Genomic DNA, 20,223 nt, shown 5'->3' on the forward strand with positions numbered 1-20,223 from the left:
TCCAACCTTACCAGATCCGTTTTCCGGGCCGTTTCCGGTCCGAATTCGTTTCCGGCCCCCTGTTGGAGCGGGGTTTCTCGCGCCTTCCGGCGTGATCACTACTTTAGCGGATTTCCCCGGTGACTCCTAATCGGAGTCCGAGGCCTTCACAGTCCGAATTTCGGCAGGCCGAAATCCATCCCGTTCAGGGGCCGTGCAGTGGTGATTGCCGCCGGTGCGGCTCGAGTGGCTGCCTCGCCGTCCTTGCGGACCCCGCGGCAACTCGGAGAACACTACACGAGGTTTCGGGGCTCTGGTGCCACCCCGGTCGGCGCCACCTACCGCCAGCGCTTGCCCTTGCCCTTGCGCTTCCGCTCCGTCCGCCGCTCGTACCGCGCGACGGACTCCTCGTACTCGCGGCGGTGGAGCTGCTCGCCGGGGGCTTCCTTCAGCGTGCGGAGTGCGTAGGCAAGGAGCGAGCCGATGAAGCCGATCATCATCAGGCTCTGCATGGACCGCTCGGCGTGCGGGTCGGCCGCGGGGTCGGGGCGGCGGCCGAAGCGTTCCCACGTGCGGCGGAAGGACAGTGCGCTGCACACCGCGAACGCGACGACCACCATGGTGTTGACCAGGCCGCCCACCTTGGCGATGGCCAGGCCCTCGTAGCCGAAGCGCAGGACCAGTGCGCCCGCCGCGGCGGCGGCCAGCGCGCCTACGCCGGCGCCGACGCGGCGCAGGGCGTACCCGCCGTCGTGGTTCACCCATGTGGTGCCGAAGAACCTGATCGGTTCCGGCTGAGGTCCTTCGGGCTCTTCGCTCATGGCTCGATTATGTCGATCGAGCGGTGGGAGCCGTCAGGAGCAGCGGATGGTCACGAAGCCGTCGCTGCCGGTCTTCACATACGCGTCGGACACGTACTGGCCGGGGGCGATGCTGTCCCAGATGTCGGTGGTGCCGTAGGGGCCGGTGATCGTTTCGCCGCGGGTCTGGCAGCGGATGGCGACGCGCGAGTCCTCGGGCAGGACGCGGACGATCTGGCTGCCGGTGTTCGGGCCGCGGCGGACGTTGACCTGCTGGCCCGGGGCGACCGGGTAGTAGACGGTGGCGGCTGCCGTCTGCACGGACAGTGCGTCATTCGCGTCGTGCTCGATTGCGCTGCCCGCGCCGTCGGGGTCGTCGATCTCGTTGATCTCGTTCATCGCGTTGATCTCGCTGGTGGCCATTCGGCACTCCCCCCACTTGAGCGTTCACCGTCGATCAATGACGTGTTGATCGGCGCTGTGTAGATCAAAGACATGCAATGTCATGTGCAGTGCAGGCTAGCAAGGCGCGGCACGGCTTCCCGGGATTGCCGGATCTCATCGATTAGGCTCCGGAAGCCGCGCGCTTCGCGGCCGACAGACAACGGGGGTGGGGGAATGCCGCCGCTGCGCAATGCCGGGACGGGCCCGGAAGCGGAGGATCCGGATTATGCCGGCCGGTACCGGCTGGAAGGGCGTCTCGGCTCCGGCGGCATGGGTGTCGTACACCTCGCCCGCTCCTCCTCCGGAATGCGGCTCGCGGTCAAGGTGGTGCACGCCGAATACGCGGAGGATCCCGAGTTCAGGGCGCGGTTCCGGCAGGAGGTCGCGGCCGCCCGGCGGGTGAGCGGGGCATTCACCGCGCCCGTTGTGGACGCCGATCCCGACGGCGAGCGGCCGTGGATGGCCACCCTCTACATTCCCGGGCCCACGCTCTCCGAACGAGTGAAGCGGAACGGCCCGCTCACACCGGCGGAGGTGCGGCGGCTGGCGGCCGGGCTGGCGGAGGCGCTGCGGGACATCCACCGGGCCGGCGTCGTGCACCGGGATCTCAAGCCGAGCAACGTCCTGCTCGCCGAGGACGGGCCCAAGGTCATCGACTTCGGCATCTCCCGCCCGTACGACAGCGAGCTGCGGACCGAGACCGGGAAGCTGATCGGCACGCCGCCGTTCATGGCGCCCGAGCAGTTCCAGCGGCCGCGCGAGGTGGGGCCGGCGGCGGATGTGTTCGCGCTGGCGTCGCTGCTCGTGCACGCCGCGACGGGGCGGGGGCCGTTCGAGTCGGAGAGCCCGTACATCGTCGCCTACCAGGTCGTGCACACCGAGCCGGACCTGACGGGCGTGCCGGCCGATCTCGTACCGCTGATCCAGGACTGCCTGGCGAAGGAGCCGGAGCGGCGGCCGACGCCGGACGAGATCATGGCTCGCCTGCCGCGGGTGACTCCGTACGGGGGGCGGGTCGTCGAGGTGGCCGTGCCGGACGACTCCGTGCCGACCCACGTCCGTGTCCCCCACGCTCGTGAGGACGCCCCCTCTTCCTCTCCCTCCTCTCCCTCCGTTCCTGCCTCTCCGCTTCCCCGGCGGCGACGGCGCGTGCCGTGGCTTGTCGCCGCCGGTGTGGCGACTGCCGCGCTCGTCGCGGGCGGGACGTGGGCGCTGAGCAGCAGCGGCGGCGCGGACCGGCCGCTGCAGACGCGGCCCACCGTGGCCTCGGCGAACTGGCGGCCGTGGGAGACGTCCGTGCCGGAGGACGCGGCGGGGGACGGCACGGTGCGGGCGGGGTCGTGTGTGTACGGAGGGGAAGCGCTGTACTGCTCCGCGCCGGGCGTGCAGGCAGCTCGTATTGACGCCGCCGACGGGAAGGTCGCCTGGCGGCGAAGCGCCGGCGCCGCGGGCTCCGGGGCCGGCTCCGGGGCCGGGTCCGCCGCCCCCGTGGTCTCCGGCGGTCTCGTCCACGTCCTGTCCGGGGACGGCGGTCAGCTCTCGGCGCTGGACCCGGCGACCGGTGAGCCGCGCTGGACGCGGGACGTCTCCGCGTACCGCGGGCGGGTCTACCACGCGGGTGACACCGTCCTGCTGATCGCCGGGGACGGCAAGGTGACCGCCGTCGACGGCGCCACCAACAAGGAGCGCTGGCGGCACGGACTGGGGTTGCCGGAGCGGTCCGCGCCGGTCTTCTCGTTCTACGGGCGGGGACCGGCCTACGCCGTGGCGCCGGCCGGCCAGGGGCGGCACCGTACGCGGATCCTCGCGGTCGATCCGGTGCGGGGGACGACGCTGTGGGACCGGACGGCCGACGGCGACCTGACCGCGGTGGGGGCGGGGGCCGGTGCGCTGTTGCTGACGGCTCCCGACAAGGACAACCGGGTGGCGGCCGTCGTCCGGTACGACCCGGGTACGCGGCGCGAGACGCGCGTGCCGCTCGCCACGCCGCTCAACGTCGCCAGCGCGGTCGCCGACGCCCGGGGGGACGCGGTGTACCTGCTGTCCACGGACGGCGGGCTGACGGCGGTGGGGACGGCCGAGCGCAGGGGGCAGTTGTGGCGGCTGGACACGTCCGTGGCCAATGCGTCCGCGTTGGTGGTCGCCGCCGACGGTGACCGGGTGTACTTCTCGGCCGCGGACGGGCGGCTGCTGGCCGTCGGCACGGCCAAGGGGACGCTGCTCGGGCAGACGTCCCCCCGGCTGACCCGGGCCGGACGCGGCTACCTCGACCTGCTGCCGGCGCCGGTCGCGGCGGACGGCCGGGTCTTCGGCGCGGCGCCGGACGGAACGGTGTTCGCTGTCAGCGCCGGGGATCCGGCGCGCTGGCGTTAACCAGCACCGCGGTGACTGCCGCCGCCGCGCCCGCGACGGACGGGCCCAGCTCACACGGCACCGCCGACCACCACCGCCGTGGCTGAGCACCGCCGCGGCGGGAGGAAAAGGCGCAGGCGCCCTCACCTATCGGCCGACGGTCGGCAGTCAGCGGCCCGGCCGTGTGCCCGGCGGTCGGCTCAGGGCCTCGCCCGGGGCCGTGCGCCCGGAAGCGAAGCTAGCGGAACCGTCCGACCGAACCCTGCGGAGCCGTCCGCTCAGGGCGTGCCCTTCTCCAGGAGGCTGACGTCGCGGACCGCGCCGCGGTCCGCGCTGGTTGCCATGGCGGCGTAGGCCCGCAGCGCCGCCGAGACCTTGCGTTCGCGGTTCTTCGGGGCGTACGTGCCGCCGAGGGCCTCGCGCCGGGTGGCGAGCTCGGTGTCGTCTACGAGGAGGTCGATCGAGCGGTTCGGGATGTCGATGCGGATGCGGTCGCCGTCCCGCACCAGGGCGATCGTGCCGCCGGACGCCGCTTCGGGCGAGGCGTGGCCGATCGACAGGCCCGACGTGCCGCCGGAGAAGCGGCCGTCGGTGACGAGGGCGCAGGCCTTGCCGAGGCCGCGGCCCTTGAGGAAGGACGTCGGGTAGAGCATCTCCTGCATGCCGGGGCCGCCGCGCGGGCCCTCGTAGCGGATGACGACGACGTCGCCCTCCTTGATCGACTTGGTGAGGATCTTGTCGACGGCCTCTTCCTGCGATTCGCAGACGACGGCCGGGCCCTCGAAGGTCCAGATCGATTCGTCGACGCCGGCCGTCTTCACGACGCAGCCGTCGACCGCCAGGTTGCCCTTGAGGACGGCCAGGCCGCCGTCCTTGGAGTAGGCGTGGGCGGCGTCGCGGATGCAGCCGCCCGCGGCGTCCACGTCGAGGGACTCCCAGCGCTCGGACTGGGAGAAGGCGGTGGCGGAGCGGACGCAGCCGGGGGCGGCGTGCCACAGCTCGACGGCTTCGGGGGTGGGCGAGCCGCCGCGCACGTCCCAGGCCTCCAGCCATTCCTTGATGCCGGGCGAGTGGACGGTGTGCACGTCCTCGTTGAGCAGGCCGGCGCGGTAGAGCTCGCCGAGGATGGCGGGGATGCCGCCCGCGCGGTGCACGTCCTCCATGTAGTAGGTGCCGCCGGGGGCGACGTTCGGGGCGACCTTGGCGAGGCAGGGGACGCGGCGGGAGACGGCGTCGATGTCGCTCAGGTCGTAGTCCAGCCCGGCCTCCTGGGCGGCGGCGAGCAGGTGGAGGATCGTGTTGGTCGAGCCGCCCATGGCGATGTCGAGGGCCATGGCGTTGTCGAAGGCGGCGCGGGTGGCGATGTTGCGCGGGAGGACGGAGTCGTCGCCGTCCTCGTAGTAGCGCTTGGTGATCTCGACGACCGTGCGGGCGGCGTTCTCGTAGAGGGCCTTGCGGGCCGTGTGCGTGGCGAGGACGGAGCCGTTGCCCGGCAGGGAGAGGCCGATGGCCTCGGTGAGGCAGTTCATGGAGTTGGCGGTGAACATGCCGGAGCAGGAGCCGCAGGTCGGGCAGGCGTTCTCCTCGATGCGCAGCACGTCCTCGTCGGAGACGTTCTCGTTGACCGCGTCGACGATGGCGTTGATGAGGTCGAGCTTGCGGACCGTGCCGTCGACCAGGGTGGCCTGGCCGGCCTCCATGGGGCCGCCGGAGACGAAGACCACGGGGATGTTGAGGCGCATGGCGGCCATCAGCATGCCGGGGGTGATCTTGTCGCAGTTGGAGATGCAGATCAGGGCGTCGGCGCAGTGGGCCTCGACCATGTACTCGACGGAGTCGGCGATGAGGTCGCGGGAGGGCAGCGAGTAGAGCATGCCGGCGTGGCCCATGGCGATGCCGTCGTCGACGGCGATGGTGTTGAACTCGCGCGGGACGGCGCCCGCCGCCTTGATCGCCTCGGAGACGATCCGGCCGACCGGTGCGAGGTGGGTGTGGCCCGGGACGAACTCGGTGAAGGAGTTGGCCACGGCGATGATCGGCTTGCCGATGTCCTCGCTCGCTACGCCCGAGGCCCGCATGAGGGCGCGGGCACCCTGCCGGGGCGGCGTTTTCGCGTTTACGCGTCCCCGGTCAGGTGCCGCTGGACTGCCGGTGCGGCCATCGCGATCACCTGTTCCAGGTCCGCCGAGGCCAGCGGCTCGACCTTGATCACGTAGCGCAGCATGGCGATGCCCACGAGGTGGGCCGCGGCCAGCTCCGAGCGCAGCTGGGGATCGGTGACGTCGAGCTCGCCCGCGATGCGGGCCATGAGCCGGGTGGTGACGAGGTCGCGGAAGACGGCGGCTGCCGTCTCGTTGGCTACGGCCGAGCGGACGATCGCGAGCAGCTGGTCGCGGGTGTCCGGGTTCTCCCACAGGCCGAGGATGAAGCGGGTGAGCCGCTCGCCCAGGCCGTCCCGGTCGCCGGGCCGGACGACGCCGGGCGCTTCGAGCGCGGGGGCGAAGTCGGTGGCCACGGCGGCCGCGAAGATCTGTTCCTTGGGGCCGTAGTAGTGGTGGACGAGCGCCGGGTCGACGGCCGCGCCGCGCGCGATGGCGCGGATAGACGCCTTGTCGTAGCCGCGCTCGGCGAATTCGGCGCGGGCGGCGGCGAGGATGCGCTCGCGGGCGCCGGGACCGCCGCCCGCGTCCGTACGGGCGGGGCGGCCGCGTCTCCTGGGGGCTCCGGGGCCCGGGCTCCCAGGAGTGCCCGAGCTCCCGGACGTGCCCTCTTCCGTGCTCACGAGCGGGGCACGCGGCTGGGCGAGGCCAGGTGCAGCCGGGTGAAGGCGAGGGCCTCGGCGAGGTCGGCCTCGCGCTCGGCCGAGGACATGGCGCGGCGGGTGTTGACCTCGATCACCACATGGCCGTCGAAACCGCGGGTGGCGAGGCGCTCCAGCAGTTCGGCGCAGGGCTGCTTGCCGCGGCCGGGCACGAGGTGCTCGTCCTTGGCGGAGCCGTTGCCGTCGGCGAGGTGGACGTGGGCGAGCCGGTCGCCCATCCGGTCGATCATCGCGATGGCGTCCGTCCGGGCGGTGGACGTGTGCGAGAGGTCGACGGTGAAGTGGCGGTAGTCGTCCTTGGTGACGTCCCAGTCGGGCGCGTAGGCGAGCATCTCGCGGTCGCGGTAGCGCCACGGGTACATGTTCTCGACGGCGAAGCGGACGTCGGTCTCGTCGGCCATCCGCCAGACGCCGCGGACGAACTCCCGGGCGTAACCGCGCTGCCAGCGGAAGGGCGGGTGGACGACGACGGTGCTCGCGCCGAGCTTCTCGGCGGCCGTACGGGCGCGCTGGAGCTTGACCCACGGGTCGGTCGACCAGACGCGCTGGGTGATCAGCAGGCAGGGGGCGTGCACGGCCAGGATCGGCACCTGGTGGTAGTCCGAGAGGCGGCGGAGCGCCTCGATGTCCTGGCTGACCGGGTCGGTCCACACCATGACCTCGACACCGTCGTAGCCCAGGCGTGCGGCGATCTCGAAGGCCGTCGCCGTCGACTCGGGATAGACCGAGGCCGTGGACAGCGCGACCTTCGCATCCGGGATGCGCACCACTGGCTCTGTCACGAGGGACAGCGTACGACCGCCTCTCGTACGGCGTGCGGGTACCTCCGATGTGGCGGGTCAGCCCTCCCTGTTCACCGGCAGGTGGTCCAGGCGGCGCAGGATGACGCCCTCCCGCAGCGCCCACGGGCCGATCTCCAGCTCGTCCACCCCGAACAGGTCCATCGCTCCCTCGGCGACCAGCGCGCCCGCCAGCAGCTGGTGTGCCCGGCCCTCCGAGACGCCCGGCAGCTGGGCGCGCTGGGCGGCGGTCATGGTGGCGAGCCGGGGAACCCAGTCCTCCAGGGCGCGGCGGCTCAGCGCGCGCTGGACGTAGAGGCCCTCGGTGGAGCGGGCGGCGCCGGCGATGCGGGCGAGCTGTTTGAAGGTCTTCGAGGTCCCGACGACGTGGTCGGGCGGGCCGAGGCGCGCGAAGTCGCCGACGATCCGGGCGATCTGGGCCCGGACGTGGCGGCGCAGCGCGCGGACGTCCGTGGGGTCGGGCGGGTCGCCGGGCAGCCAGGCGGTGGTGAGGCGGCCCGCGCCGAGGGGGAGGGAGGCGGCGGCGTCCGGATCCTCGTCCATGCCGAGGGCGATCTCCAGGGAGCCGCCGCCGATGTCGAGCACCAGAAGTTTTCCGGCCGACCAGCCGAACCAGCGGCGGGCGGCCAGGAAGGTCAGGCGCGCCTCCTCGTCGCCGGTCAGGACCGGCAGCGTGAGGCCGGTCTCCTTCTGGACGCGGGCCAGGACCGTGTCGGCGTTGGCGGCCTCGCGGACGGCGGAGGTGGCGAACGGCAGGACATCCTCGCAGCCCTTGTCCTCGGCGGCCTGCAGGGCGTCCTGGAGGACGGCGACGAGGCGGTCTATGCCCTTGTCGCTGATCGCCCCGTCCTGGTCGATGAGCTGGGCGAGGCGCAGCTCGGTCTTGTGGGAGTGCGCGGGCAGGGGGCGGGCGCCCGGATGCGCGTCCACCACGAGCAGATGGACCGTATTCGAACCCACATCGAGGACACCGAGTCTCATGGCCTGAACGCTACTGCGGGGGCCGGGGGCGCATAGGCTTGTGGGGTGGCAAAGACGAAGAAGGCCAAGCAGGGCAAGCAGGGCAAAAAGCGCGAGCGCTCCGCCGCGGCCTCCAGCACCTCCTCCAGCACCTCGGTGACCTCGAAGAACCCGGCGGCTCCGGCGGAGCGGCCGGAGGTCTCCGACGAGGTCGGGCTCGACTTCGCCCGCGCCTGGGTCGAGTTCCCCGACCCCGCCGACGACGAACAGGTCTTCCGCTGCGACCTGACGTGGCTGACCTCGCGCTGGACGTGCATCTTCGGCAGCGGCTGCCAGGGCATCCAGGCCGGGCGAGCCGACGACGGCTGCTGCACGCTGGGCGCGCACTTCTCCGACGAGGACGACGAGGAGCGGGTGGCCGGGCACGTGGCGCGGCTCACGCCCGAGATCTGGCAGTTCCACGACGTGGGCACGGACTCCGGCTGGACCCAGCTCGACGAGGACGGCGACCGCCAGACGCGCCGCTGGAAGGGCTCGTGCATCTTCCAGAACCGGCCGGGCTTCGCCGGCGGCGCGGGGTGCTCCCTGCACATCCTCGCCCTGAAGGAGGGCCGCGAGCCGCTCGAAACCAAACCGGACGTGTGCTGGCAGCTGCCGGTGCGGCGGACGTACGACTGGATCGACCGGCCGGACGACACGCGCGTCCTGCAGATCTCCATCGGCGAGTACGACCGCCGCGGCTGGGGCCCCGGCGGGCACGACCTGCACTGGTGGTGCACCTCGGCGACGTCGGCGCACGGCGCCGGCGACCCGGTCTACGTGACGTACCGGCCGGAGCTCACGGAGATGATGGGCAAGGAGGCCTACGGGCGGCTGGTCGAGCTCTGCGAGGAGCGGATGGCTGCGCTGCTGCCGATGGCCCCGCATCCGGCGGATCCCCGCCCGTAGCTCTGCGCCCTCCCTGCGGGGCTTGCGGGTCACCGCTTCGGCGGCCCGCCCCACGCCGGGGCCGGTCCGGCACCGCCGGACAGGAACCTCGTGGTGGTGCGCCGCGGCGGCGGAAGTGAAGGCCCGGAGCCTGACCGGCCCGCGGCGGCGGAAGTGAAGGCCCGGACCGTGACGGCCGTGTGACGGCCACGGGCGCCCGCGCACCTCTGGAAACCGCCGCGACGGTGCGCAACCGGAACGGCGGAGCCCGGCGGTGCCGAGCGAGGGTGGGTGGGTTACGGCGGGGTGGCCGCCGCCGACGCCGGTGGGGTGCCCGGTGGCGTCGCCGGGGGCTGGGTGGCCGCGGGCGACGAGACGACCGGGCGGCCCCGGCCCTCGATCGCCACCGTCGTGCCGCCCGGCGCGACGGTCACCCGCGCGTGCCACGCTCCCACCGGTTCCCGCTCGGCGTCGACTTCGACGACCACGGTCACGCTCTCCCCGGGCTGCAGGACGCCGCCCGGCCGGCTCAGCCGCAGCCACGGCGCGTCGGCCGTCATCGACCACACCACCGCCTGCCCGCCGCTCGCCGTCAGCGTGACGACCGTGGCGGTGCCGCTGGGCTGCGCCGCGACGGCCAGCCGGCCGGGGGCGGGCGCCTGGCCGGGAGGGACCTGCCCGGCAGGCACGGGCAGCGGGGCGGCCGCCCTGCCGGCCGGGGAGGGCGGGGCGGCACCGGGCCGCGGAGGCGGTACGGGTCTGCCGTCCGGCCCGATGACCGCCACCGAGACGCCGGTGACCACACGCCCCGGCGTGGCGCCCGTGCCGACGGGCCGCGGGGCGGGCCCCGGCCCCCGGTAGGGGTGCTCGCTGACGGCGCCGGCCTCCTTCGAGGAGACGGCGGCGGGATCCGGGCGCGTCTCCGCCGTCTCCGGCGCGCCGCTCCACGCGGCCCACAGGGCGAGGACGGGCGCGGCGACGACCGCGGCGACGACGGTCGTGGTGACGGCCCGGCCGCGCAGGCGGCTGCGGCGCGCCGTGCGGTCCTTGGGGTCGACGGGGTAGCCGCGCCGGTCGAAGCGGGGGGCGGCGGGCGCCCGGGCGCCGCGCTGCCGGCCCGCGCTCGCGGCGGAGAGCATGGCGGCGTACGCGGCGGCCCGCGGCGCCAGCAGGAGGGGCAGGGGGGCCGAGGAGGCGGCGGTGCCGGGCCAGGGCTCGCCGGCGGTGGACCGCTCGGCGGTGCGGCGGCAGTCGGCGCAGTCGTCGACGTGCCGCACGAGCTCGCGCCGCAGGGCCGCGCCCAGCAGCACCTGGGTGTCGCCCGAGAAGCGGGCGACGACGGGGCAGCGGCCCGATTCCACGACGGCCAGGGCGGTCCGGGTGCGCTCGACCTCGCAGGCCGCGGAGGACATCAGGGCGCGCGCGGCGTCGGTCTCCGAACCGAGGACGGCGGCGACTTCGGTGGCGCTCAGCCCGTGCCGGACGGCCAGTTCGAGTGCTTCGCGCTGCTCGGGGGTGGTCCCGGCGGCCTCGGGCCAGGCGAGCAGCGCCAGCTCGGCCCGGCGGTACGGGTCCGGCGCGGCGGGCGGCCCGGAGCCCGGACCGTCCGGAGTGCCCGGACCGTCCGGAGTGCCCGGGCCGACCGGGGTGCCCGGGCCGTCCGGGGCGGCGAGCCGGCGCAGGCAGGCCCAGCGGGCGAGTGCGTAGAGCCAGGAGCGGCGCAGCTCCTCGTCGGCGGGGGCCCGCTCGGCCCGCTTCTCGGCGAGGGCGAGGGCCTCGCCGAGGGCCGCGATCGCGGCGTCGTGCTCGCAGAGCACGGACAGGCAGTAGGTGAAGAGTCCGTCGAGGTGCGGGTCGTAGCGGAGGGGGGGCTGCTGCGCGAGCGTGTCGTGCGGGCCGGACGGCACGGCGGGGATGCGGACCGTCTCCGCCGCCTCCGTCGTCTCCCCCGCCTCATTCACCTCGGCCGTCTCAGTCGTCTCGGCCGTCTCCGCGACCGCGCCGGCGGCTTCGGGTGCCGGGCCCTGCTCGTGGGCGGCCTTCCGGGCGGCACCCTGCGCGGTCTGATTGTTCTGATTGTCCCGAGGCGGGCGGGCCTCGCGCGGCGCACCGCGGTGTGCGCGGTGCGCGCCGGTGGCATGCGGGCGGTGCTCTGGCCTCCTGGTCATCATCCCGGCGACGGTAGGCCGGTGACGGGCCGTTGCTGCCGTTGCGGACGCAGGTTTAACCCATTCGGGTGACGTTCCCCCATAAAACGGGGACACGGCTGCGCTGTCCCCCCTGTGATTGCGGGGGAAGCTCCCCCGGACGGCGGGATCAGCGGGATCAGGCAGCGCCGCGGTTCTGGTAAAGGACCCGAGGGGCGGCCGAAGGACCCGACGGGCGGCCCGGGCTGTCAGTGGCCCCCGCTACGGTGGCTCGCATGGCTGCCCGCACTTCTCGCTCGTCCGCCAAGGACCGGCCCTCCTACCGCTGCACCGAGTGCGGCTGGACCACCGTCAAGTGGCTCGGCCGCTGCCCCGAGTGCCAGGCGTGGGGCACGGTCGAGGAGTACGGCGCGCCCGCCGTGCGCACGACGGCGCCCGGCCGCGTCTCCTCGGCCGCGCTGCCGATCGGCCAGGTCGACGGCCGGCAGGCCACGGCCCGCAGCACAGGGGTGGACGAGCTGGACCGCGTGCTGGGCGGCGGCCTCGTGCCCGGTGCGGTGGTGCTGATCGCGGGCGAGCCGGGCGTCGGCAAGTCCACGCTCCTGCTGGACGTGGCGGCGAAGGCCGCCTCCGAGGAGCACCGCACGCTCTATGTGACGGGTGAGGAGTCCGCGAGCCAGGTGCGCCTGCGCGCGGACCGCATCGGCGCGATCGACGACCATCTCTACCTCGCGGCCGAGACGGATCTGGCCGCCGTGCTGGGCCATCTCGACTCGGTCAAGCCCTCCCTGCTGATCCTGGACTCGGTGCAGACGGTGGCCTCGCCGGAGATCGACGGCGCTCCGGGCGGCATGGCGCAGGTGCGCGAGGTGGCGGGCGCGCTGATCCGGGCGTCCAAGGAGCGGGGCATGGCCACGCTGCTGGTCGGTCACGTCACCAAGGACGGCGCGATCGCCGGCCCGCGCCTGCTGGAGCACCTGGTCGACGTGGTGCTGAGCTTCGAGGGGGACCGGCACGCGCGCCTGCGCCTGGTGCGCGGCGTGAAGAACCGCTACGGGGCGACGGACGAGGTCGGCTGCTTCGAGCTGCACGACGAGGGCATCACCGGTCTGGCGGATCCCAGCGGCCTGTTCCTCACCCGGCGCGCCGAGCCCGTCCCGGGCACCTGCCTGACGGTGACGCTGGAGGGCAGGCGCCCGCTGGTGGCCGAGGTGCAGGCGCTGACCGTCGATTCGCAGATCCCCTCGCCCCGCCGCACGACCTCGGGCCTGGAGACCTCGCGGGTGTCGATGATGCTGGCGGTGCTGGAGCAGCGGGGCCGGATCAGCGCGCTGGGCAAGCGGGACATCTACAGCGCCACGGTCGGCGGCGTGAAGCTCTCCGAGCCGGCCGCGGACCTGGCGGTGGCGCTGGCCCTGGCGAGCGCCGCGAGCGACACCCCGCTGCCGAAGAACCTGGTGGCGATCGGCGAGGTGGGCCTGGCCGGCGAGGTCCGGCGGGTCACCGGAGTGCAGCGGCGCCTGGCGGAGGCGGCCCGGCTGGGCTTCACCCACGCGCTGGTCCCGGGCGACCCCGGGAAGGTCCCGGCGGGCATGCGCGTGGTGGAGGTGGCGGACATAGGCGAGGCGCTTCGAGTGCTGCCCAAGCGGGTACCCCGGGAGAACCGGCGCCGAGCCGGGTCGGACGACCGAGCCGGGGAGAGCCCTGTCCAAGCGGGTGGGGGCCCTCTTTAATAGGCTGGACGAAGGCTGGACGCCCGCATACGCCAGTAGACTTTGCCCTGGTCTCGCCCGTACGTACGGAAAGCAGGGCGGCCTGCGGCACCGTTGACCTTGCGACCGGAGGAGTGCAGTGGCAGCCAACGACCGGGCATCGGGCCCCGGCAAGGCCGGGGGTTCCTCCGGTGCCGACGGTCTGATGCGCGCCTCGCTGAGCGCCGTCGCGCCCGGCACGGCCTTGCGCGACGGCCTGGAGCGCATCCTCCGCGGCAATACGGGCGGTCTCATCGTCCTGGGCATGGACAAGACGGTGGAGTCCATGTGCACGGGCGGTTTCGTCCTGGACGTGGAGTTCACCGCGACCCGCCTGCGCGAGCTCTGCAAGCTCGACGGCGCCCTGATCCTCGACAAGGACATCACCAAGATCGTGCGGGCGGGCGTGCAGCTCCTGCCGGACGCGTCGATCCCCACCGAGGAGACGGGCACCCGGCACCGCACGGCGCAGCGCGTGTCCATCCAGTGCGGCTTCCCCGTGGTCTCCGTCAGCCAGTCCATGCGCCTGATCGCGCTGTACGTGGGCGGTGAGCGGCGCGTCCTGGAGGAGTCCGGGGCGATCCTCTCCCGGGCCAATCAGGCCCTGGCCACCCTGGAGCGCTACAAGCTCCGGCTGGACGAGGTCGCCGGCACCCTCTCCGCCCTGGAGATCGAGGACCTGGTCACCGTCCGCGACGTGACGGCGGTCTGCCAGCGCCTGGAGCTGGTGCGCCGCATCGCCACGGAGATCGCCGAGTACGTGGTGGAGCTGGGCACCGACGGCCGCCTGCTCTCCCTCCAGCTGGACGAGCTGATCGCGGGCGTCGAGCCCGAGCGTGACCTGGTCGTGCGGGACTATGTCCCGGAGCCGACCGCCAAGCGCACGCGCACGGTCCCCGAGGCCTTGTCCGAGCTGGATTCCCTCACCCACCCCGAGCTGCTGGAACTGCCCATCGTGGCGCGCGCCCTGGGCTACAGCGGCTCTCCCGAGACGCTGGACTCGGCGGTCTCGCCGCGCGGTTACCGCCTGCTGGCGAAGGTGCCGCGCCTGCCCGGCGCGATCATAGAGCGGCTGGTCGACCACTTCGGCGGGCTGCAGAAGCTCCTGGCCGCCAGCGTGGACGACCTGCAGACGGTCGACGGCGTCGGCGAGGCCCGTGCCCGCTCGGTCCGCGAGGGCCTGTCGCGGCTGGCGGAGTCATCGATCCTCGAACGGTACGTGTAGCGCCGCGTCCCTGCGCCGGGTCGGGCGCTGCGCCCGGCCGGCTCGCCTCGCCCTCCCCCCTACGTCCTGGGGCCGGGCCTTCGAACGCCCCGTCCAGGACGGATCGGCCGTACGGCTCCTGCCGCGCCCGCGTCGAACGGGCGGGCGGCTCGGCCGCACGCCCGGTCGTCAACGCTTTTCGTCAGGCCTTCTCGAGGGTGAATTCCACCTTTTCGGTGACACCCGCGATCCTGACTTCGGCCCGGTACTTACCGGCGCCCGTCGCCCCCTCGCCGGAAGGCGTCGCACAGCGCGGGGCGCTGCGCTTGCGGTCCCATTCCACGGTGCGCTTCGTCTCGCCCGAGCCGGGGAGCTCGACCAGCACCGCGCCCGTGGCGCGGGGGCAGTCGTCGGAGGCCCAGACGTGGTCGTCGCCGTCGATATGCGCAATCTTCAGAATGGCGGCGGTGGAACCGAAGTTCACCTTGCAGGCACTTCCGCCGGAGTTCTTCACCACGATCTCGAACTTCGGCTTCTCGTCGGGCCCGTAGGCGTCCTTGACGCTGCGGATCGCGAGCCGCACGGAGCCGGGCCCGCAGTCGGGCAGGGAAGAGCCGGCCGGCACGGCCCTGCCGTCGCCGGTGCCGAGGGCGCCGCTGCCGCCGCCCGTGCCCGTCGTCCCGCCGCCGCCCGCACCGGCACCGCCCGTTCCCGAGGCGCCGCCGCCGGAGCGGCCGTCACCGGCACCGCCGCCCGTACCGCCCGCGCCGCTGCCGCCCGACTCGCCTCGCCCGCCCGGGCGTTGGCTGAAGTGCGGGCCGGAGGGCACCGGGCCGGGGGTGATGGTGGTGGTGTCGCCCGGGTTCTTTCCGTCCGAGCCCGTGCTCGGGTCATCACCTGAGCCGCCGTCACCCCCGAGGGTGACGAACCAGAGCACCACGAGAACGAGAAGGCCGAGCAGGCCAAGCGCAACTGCCCTCCGCCGCCAATAGATGGAGGAGGGAAGCGGCCCGATCGGATTGCGCAGAGATCCCACGCGAAGACTCTACGAGACATCGGCGGGGGCACCAGCCCATACCCGCCGGGTGGGTGCCTGATTTTCCCATCATCGGTCCGCCGCCCGGCGATTTTCGCGGACCGCCGTCTGACGAAAGTCGGATGGACTGCCTGCCGATAGCCCGGTGTGGCGCCGAAGTGACGGACCGTAGGCTCCCGGAACCATGGACCACGTGGACAACGACCTCTATCGAGACGTCACCGAATTCGCCCGCTCCACACCGGAGTGGGTGCACACCCTTGCGGAAATCGGCACCGAGGCCGGGCTGTTGCTGCTGATCGCCGTGGCCGTCACCGTGTGGTGGCGCAACAGGAGGACGGGGGCGCGCGGCGTCGCGCTCGCGCTGCTCGTACCGGTCACGACCGCGGTCGCCTACGGGATCAGCGAGATCGTCAAGAGCCTGGTGGACGAGGAGCGGCCGTGCCGGGCGGTCCGGGGCGCCGTCGCCTCGCTCGCGCCCTGCCCGCCGTACGGCGACTGGTCGTTCCCCAGCAACCACGCCACGCTCGCGGCCGCGCTCGCGACCGGGATCGTCCTCGCCCGGCGGGTGCTGGCCTGGGCCGTGCTGCCGATGGCGCTGCTCGTCGCCTTCTCGCGCGTCTTCCTCGGCGTGCACTACCCGCACGACGTCGCGGTGGGCCTCCTGCTCGGCGCCGCCGTGGCCCTCCTGGGAGCGCTGCTGCTCGCGCGGTGGGCCACGGGGCTCGTGGAACGGGTGGGACGGGGACGGCTGCGGGTGCTGGTCCGGTCGTAGGCCGGAGCCGGGTCAGGGCGTCAGGTCCCTGGACGCACCCACTCCGTCTTGTGCCCGAACCCCTGCCCGTTGTCGATCAGCCGCAGCCAGTCGGGGCGCAGCTCCCACAGGTCCGTGCGCTCCATCGCCTGCCGGAGGCGGTCGTTGTGGTCCACGTACGGGAAGCGCTCGCTGTACGCGCGCCACGCGGCCTCGCGCTCCGCGCCCTCAAGGCGGCGGCAGGCGCCGCGTCCTTGAATGCCCGTCAGGGCCGTCCACACCTGCCCGTCGCGCTGGGCCGTGAACGCGACCCGCGCGTCGGCGGCGAGGGCGCGGCCGTGGCGGGTGGTGGCCGAGGTGACGAAGAGCAGCGCGGTGTCGTCCCCGGCGGGCGGGGGCTCGGCCAGGGCGTAGAGCACCGCGCACGCCTGCGGGCCGTCCTCGTCCGCGTAGGCCAGGGTCAGGGTCGAGTGCGCGTCGAGGGCCGCACGGATCTCCCGCGGCGGCCGCGCCTGCGTTTCGCTCTCGCTCATACCCCCATTCCACCGCGCGGGCCCCCACCGGACCAATCGGGGCCCGCCGTCGCGGCGGGCTACTCCCCCGGCGAGCCCGCCACCAGGCCCGCCTCGTAGGCGACGATCGCCGCCTGGACGCGGTTGCCGACGGCCAGGCGGTCGAGGACCGCGCTGACGTAGCCCTTGACCGTGCCCTCGACCAAATGGAGGCGGCGGGCTATCCCCGCGTTCGAGAGGCCTTCGCCCACGAGGGCGAGGACCTCGCGTTCGCGGGCCGTCAGGCCGGTGATCCGGGCGCGGGCGGCGGCCCCGCGCGTCAGGCGTTCGCCGCCCAGTTCGGCGATGACGTGCCGGGCGACCTTCGGGGAGAGGTAGGCGCCGCCGTCGGCGACGGCGCGGACGCCCGTCATCAGTTCGTAGGGGTCACCGGACTTGAGCAGGAAGCCCGTGGCCCCGCCGCCCAGCGCGCGGGAGATGTAGGCGTCCTCGGAGAAGGTGGTGAGGATCGCGACGGCCGTGCCGGGCACGCTCCGGCGGATCTCCTCGCAGGCGGCGAGCCCGTCCAGCCGGGGCATGCGGATGTCGAGGAGCGCCACGTCCGGGCGGTGCGCCCGGGCGGCTTCGACGGCCTCGTGGCCGTCCGCGGCCTCGGCGACCACCTCGATGCCGGGGTCGGCGGACAGGATCGCGCGGACCCCTGCCCGGATCATCGTCTCGTCGTCCGCGACGAGGACTTTGACGACGGCGGAGCTCATCGCACCCATTCCTTCTCCTCCTGTTCCACGACGCCGGCGGCGCCGACCCGCGGGATGCGGCTCTTCTCCACGAGGCGCCCGTCGCGGAAGCAGAGCCTGAAGTGGTCGACGCTGACGAAGAGTTCGCCGCTCGCCCGGTAGTAGCGGCACTCCGCCCCGGCCGGCGGCGCGCTCGCCGCCCGGTCGGCCGGCGGGTCGGCGACCTGCCGGTCCGGCAGGAGCGGGGCGACGCCGGCGTACGGCGCGCCGACGCGCAAGGCGCCGTAGTCGGCGGGCTTCAGGACCGAGTGCGCCTTGACGTAGGCGTACCAGCCGAAGGCCCCGGCGACGAAGACGGCCCCCGTGGCGGCCGCGACGGCGAAGGGGACGGCGAACCGCCGCCGGGCGCTGCGCCGGGCCTGCGCGAGGCCCGCCGGGTCCTCGGCCCGCCCGGGCACCGCCGGCCGGGGTGCGGCGGGGCGCCGGCCCGGCGCGTGCGGCAGCCGCGCGCGCACCTCGAAGCCCCCGCCGGGTCCTCCGCCGAGCCCCCCGTCGCTCGCGGAGGGCCCCGCCGCGAACTCGCCTCCCGCGAGCGCCACCCGCTCCCGTAGGCCCAGCAGCCCCGTACCGCCTCCGGACGGCGGAGAACCGGATGTCGGAGAACCGGACGGCGGAGAACCGGACAGCGGAGAACCGGACAGCGGAGAACCGGACGGCGGAGAAGGAGCCGCGGATCCGGGCCCCGGGCCGTTCACGACCCTCACCTCGGTCTCCCCCGCCCCGCTCGCCACGGTCACCGAAACCTCCGCCCCCGGCGCGTGCTTGGCCGCGTTCGTCAGCGCTTCCTGGACGACGCGGTACGCGGCCCGCTCCACGAGCGGCGGCAGCTCCGTCTCGCGCGGCAGCCGGGCGCGTACGGGCAGGCCCGAGGCCGCCGCGCGGTCCACGAGGGCGCGCAGCGAGTCGTCCGGCGGGGTCAGCGGCGCGGGCCCGGGCGGCGGCCCGGCGTCGCGCAGGACGCCGATGATGTCGCGCAGGCGGTCCGTCGCCGACGCCGCGGCCCCGCGCAGCTCGGCGGCCGCCGCCCGGTGCGCCGCGTCGAGGCCGGGGGCGACCTGCAGGGCCCCGGCGCGCAGGGCGATGAGGCTGAGTTCGTGGCCGAGGGAGTCGTGCATGTCCTGGGCGATGCGGGTGCGCTCCCGCAGCCGGGCCCGGTCCGCGACGATCTCCTGCTCGCGCTCCAGCTGGGCCGCCCGGCTCCAGCCCGCGGCGACGAGCTCGCGGGCCTGGCGCCGGTACCGGCCGGCCAGCCAGGGGAAGACCGCGCCGAAGAGCAACGTGCCGATCAGAACCAGCCATTCGACGACGGGGTCGACGTCGTGGGCGAGGACGAGCAGCGTGCCGGCGGCCGCGACGGCGGCGAAGGCGCACAGCGCGGGGCGGGCGGCGGCCGAGCGGCAGCCCAGCAGGTAGGCGAGGACGGACAGCGCGGGCCCGTAGGACAGCGTGAAGAGGGAGGGCGAGACGGCGAGGCCGAGTCCGGCGGCGAGGGCGAGCGCGAGCACGGGCCGGGCCCTGGAGAGGGCCACGGCGGCGGCGAGGACGGCCGCGCCGCCCGCGAGCTGCCACCACGGACGGGGCGCGTTCACGCCCGCCAGGTCCGCGAGCGCGCCCGGTGCGGCGAGGCCCGCCCACAGCAGGGCGTCGGGCAGGGCCCTGAGCAGGGCGGTCGTCGTGCGGCGGCTCACCGGTCCGACGGTACAAGGCGGGCCCGCCCGGGCACCCCTGACGAAAGTCAGACGAAAGTCGGCGGAAGGGGGCCCGGCGCGTTTCTCCGTCGTGCGCGACCGTGCCAGGATCGGAAGGGCCATGACTGTGACAGACCGCACCGCCACGCTTTCCGAGCCCTCCGCCGAGTCCCTCCCCGGGGCCCTTCCCGAGTCCGTCTCCGGGTCCCTTTCCGAGTCCGTCTCCGGGTCCCTTCCCGGGGAGCTCCACGGCCCGGTCATCGACTGGTTCGCCGTGAACGCCCGCGATCTGCCCTGGCGCCGCCCCGAGGCCGGTGCCTGGGGTGTGATGGTCAGCGAGTTCATGCTGCAGCAGACGCCGGTCAGCCGGGTGCTGCCCGTCTACGAGCAGTGGCTCGCGCGCTGGCCGCGCCCGGCGGACCTGGCGGCGGAGCCGCCCGGCGAGGCGGTGCGCGCGTGGGGCCGGCTCGGCTATCCGCGGCGGGCGCTGCGGCTGCACGCCGCCGCGACGGCGATCACGGAGCTGCACGGCGGCGACGTGCCGCGCGACCACGCCAGGCTGCTGGCGCTGCCGGGCGTCGGCGAGTACACGGCGGCGGCGGTCGCCTCCTTCGCGTACGGGCAGCGGCACGCGGTCCTCGACACCAATGTGCGCAGGGTGTTCGCGCGCGCCGTGAGCGGCGCGCAGTACCCGCCGAACGCGACCACCGCGGCCGAGCGCAAGCTGGCCCGGGCGCTGCTGCCGGAGAGCGAGCCGGTGGCCGCCCGCTGGGCCGCCGCGACGATGGAGCTCGGCGCGCTGGTGTGCACGGCGCGCACGCCGGTCTGCGGGCGCTGCCCGATCGCCGACCGGTGCGCCTGGCGCGCGGCGGGCTCCCCCGCGCACGACGGCCCGCCGCGCCGCGGCCAGACGTACGCGGGGACGGACCGGCAGGTGCGCGGCAAGCTGCTCGCGGTGCTGCGCGAGGCGCTGGAGCCGGTGCCGCAGGTGGCGCTGGACGCCGTCTGGGACGAGCCGGTGCAGCGGGCCCGGGCGCTGGACGGGCTGGTGGCGGACGGTCTGGTGGAGCCGCTGGCGGACGGCAGGTACCGGCTGCCGCTGACGTAGGCGGGCCCGTCGGCGAAGCCATCACAAGATCCGTGACGAAGCCCGTGACGGAGCCCGTCCCGAAGTCCGTCACACAGGTCGTCACAAAGTCCGTCACACAGCCCGTCACAAAGTCCGTTACGAAGGCGGGTCGAAAGGCCCTC

At 74.2% G+C, this 20,223-nt stretch carries 16 protein-coding genes and 1 pseudogene; 6 read left to right on the forward strand and 11 right to left on the reverse strand.

Annotation, left to right across the window (positions count from 1 at the left end; translation table 11 throughout):
• Positions 1-317: 317 nt before the first annotated feature.
• On the reverse strand, positions 318-800 hold the full coding sequence (locus ACSNOG_RS17250) for a hypothetical protein (protein WP_436753526.1): 483 nt from the start codon (positions 798-800) through the stop codon (positions 318-320).
• A 33-nt stretch (positions 801-833) separates the two neighbouring features.
• Positions 834-1,202 carry an SH3 domain-containing protein gene (locus ACSNOG_RS17255; protein ID WP_436753527.1) on the reverse strand — a complete coding sequence of 123 codons (369 nt, stop codon included), beginning with the start codon at positions 1,200-1,202 and terminating at the stop codon, positions 834-836.
• Positions 1,203-1,397: 195 nt separating this feature from the next.
• Here ACSNOG_RS17255 and ACSNOG_RS17260 point away from each other — a divergent pair, with 195 nt between their 5' ends.
• Positions 1,398-3,596 carry a protein kinase domain-containing protein gene (locus tag ACSNOG_RS17260; protein WP_436753528.1) on the forward strand — a complete coding sequence of 733 codons (2,199 nt, stop codon included), beginning with the start codon at positions 1,398-1,400 and terminating at the stop codon, positions 3,594-3,596.
• Between the two features lie 257 nt (positions 3,597-3,853).
• Here the strand turns inward: ACSNOG_RS17260 and ilvD are convergent.
• The 4 genes and pseudogenes from ilvD to ACSNOG_RS17280 all read right to left on the reverse strand — a co-directional run.
• A pseudogene (ilvD, locus tag ACSNOG_RS17265) lies at positions 3,854-5,668 on the reverse strand (dihydroxy-acid dehydratase); the annotation flags it as partial.
• 23 nt (positions 5,669-5,691) lie between these two features.
• On the reverse strand, positions 5,692-6,357 hold the full coding sequence (locus tag ACSNOG_RS17270; protein WP_436753529.1) for a TetR family transcriptional regulator: 666 nt from the start codon (positions 6,355-6,357) through the stop codon (positions 5,692-5,694).
• The gene (locus tag ACSNOG_RS17275; protein WP_436753530.1) at positions 6,354-7,178 is read right to left on the reverse strand and encodes a sugar phosphate isomerase/epimerase family protein; all 825 of its coding nucleotides are present in this window, start codon (positions 7,176-7,178) and stop codon (positions 6,354-6,356) included. The genes ACSNOG_RS17270 and ACSNOG_RS17275 overlap by 4 nt, the downstream gene beginning before the upstream one ends.
• 57 nt (positions 7,179-7,235) lie before the next feature.
• Positions 7,236-8,177 (reverse strand): Ppx/GppA phosphatase family protein, encoded by a 942-nt coding sequence (locus ACSNOG_RS17280; protein ID WP_436753531.1) that lies wholly within the window; start codon positions 8,175-8,177, stop codon positions 7,236-7,238.
• A gap of 45 nt (positions 8,178-8,222) precedes the next feature.
• On the opposite strand from ACSNOG_RS17280, the gene ACSNOG_RS17285 reads away from it, so the two are divergent.
• Positions 8,223-9,104, forward strand: coding sequence for a hypothetical protein (locus tag ACSNOG_RS17285; protein ID WP_436753532.1), 882 nt, complete (start codon positions 8,223-8,225; stop codon positions 9,102-9,104).
• Positions 9,105-9,379: 275 nt separating this feature from the next.
• On the opposite strand, the gene ACSNOG_RS17290 is transcribed toward ACSNOG_RS17285, so the two are convergent.
• Positions 9,380-11,251, reverse strand: coding sequence for a BACON domain-containing protein (locus ACSNOG_RS17290; protein ID WP_436753533.1), 1,872 nt, complete (start codon positions 11,249-11,251; stop codon positions 9,380-9,382).
• A 254-nt stretch (positions 11,252-11,505) separates the two neighbouring features.
• On the opposite strand from ACSNOG_RS17290, the gene radA reads away from it, so the two are divergent.
• Together radA and disA are read left to right on the forward strand one after the other, a co-directional pair.
• Positions 11,506-12,963, forward strand: a complete 1,458-nt coding sequence (radA, locus tag ACSNOG_RS17295) for a DNA repair protein RadA (protein ID WP_436753534.1) — start codon at positions 11,506-11,508, stop codon at positions 12,961-12,963.
• Positions 12,964-13,081: 118 nt separating this feature from the next.
• Entirely contained in the window at positions 13,082-14,206 is a 1,125-nt protein-coding gene (disA, locus tag ACSNOG_RS17300; RefSeq protein ID WP_168094901.1) for a DNA integrity scanning diadenylate cyclase DisA, read from the forward strand.
• A gap of 181 nt (positions 14,207-14,387) precedes the next feature.
• On the opposite strand, the gene ACSNOG_RS17305 is transcribed toward disA, so the two are convergent.
• The gene (locus ACSNOG_RS17305) at positions 14,388-15,122 is read right to left on the reverse strand and encodes a hypothetical protein (RefSeq protein WP_436753535.1); all 735 of its coding nucleotides are present in this window, start codon (positions 15,120-15,122) and stop codon (positions 14,388-14,390) included.
• A 283-nt stretch (positions 15,123-15,405) separates the two neighbouring features.
• Between ACSNOG_RS17305 and ACSNOG_RS17310 the strand changes: the two genes are divergently transcribed.
• A complete protein-coding gene (locus tag ACSNOG_RS17310) occupies positions 15,406-15,996 on the forward strand; it encodes a phosphatase PAP2 family protein (RefSeq protein ID WP_436753536.1) in 591 nt (196 codons plus the stop codon).
• A 20-nt stretch (positions 15,997-16,016) separates the two neighbouring features.
• Here ACSNOG_RS17310 and ACSNOG_RS17315 read toward each other — a convergent pair whose 3' ends face one another.
• Genes ACSNOG_RS17315 through ACSNOG_RS17325 form a run of 3 tightly spaced genes read right to left on the reverse strand, consistent with a single transcriptional unit; the run spans position 16,017 to position 18,972 of the window.
• Positions 16,017-16,508, reverse strand: coding sequence for a pyridoxamine 5'-phosphate oxidase family protein (locus ACSNOG_RS17315; protein WP_436753537.1), 492 nt, complete (start codon positions 16,506-16,508; stop codon positions 16,017-16,019).
• 59 nt (positions 16,509-16,567) lie between these two features.
• Positions 16,568-17,245: a response regulator gene (locus ACSNOG_RS17320; RefSeq protein WP_436753538.1), complete on the reverse strand. Its 678-nt coding sequence runs from the start codon at positions 17,243-17,245 to the stop codon at positions 16,568-16,570.
• Entirely contained in the window at positions 17,242-18,972 is a 1,731-nt protein-coding gene (locus ACSNOG_RS17325; protein WP_436753539.1) for a sensor histidine kinase, read from the reverse strand. The genes ACSNOG_RS17320 and ACSNOG_RS17325 overlap by 4 nt, the downstream gene beginning before the upstream one ends.
• Before the next feature lie 121 nt (positions 18,973-19,093).
• On the opposite strand from ACSNOG_RS17325, the gene ACSNOG_RS17330 reads away from it, so the two are divergent.
• Complete coding sequence (locus ACSNOG_RS17330; RefSeq protein WP_436753540.1) at positions 19,094-20,080, forward strand: A/G-specific adenine glycosylase; 987 nt, start codon at positions 19,094-19,096, stop codon at positions 20,078-20,080.
• The last annotated feature ends 143 nt before the right edge of the window (positions 20,081-20,223 follow it).

This window comes from Streptomyces sp. URMC 124 (assembly GCF_051386455.1).
Lineage (GTDB): Bacteria > Actinomycetota > Actinomycetes > Streptomycetales > Streptomycetaceae > Streptomyces.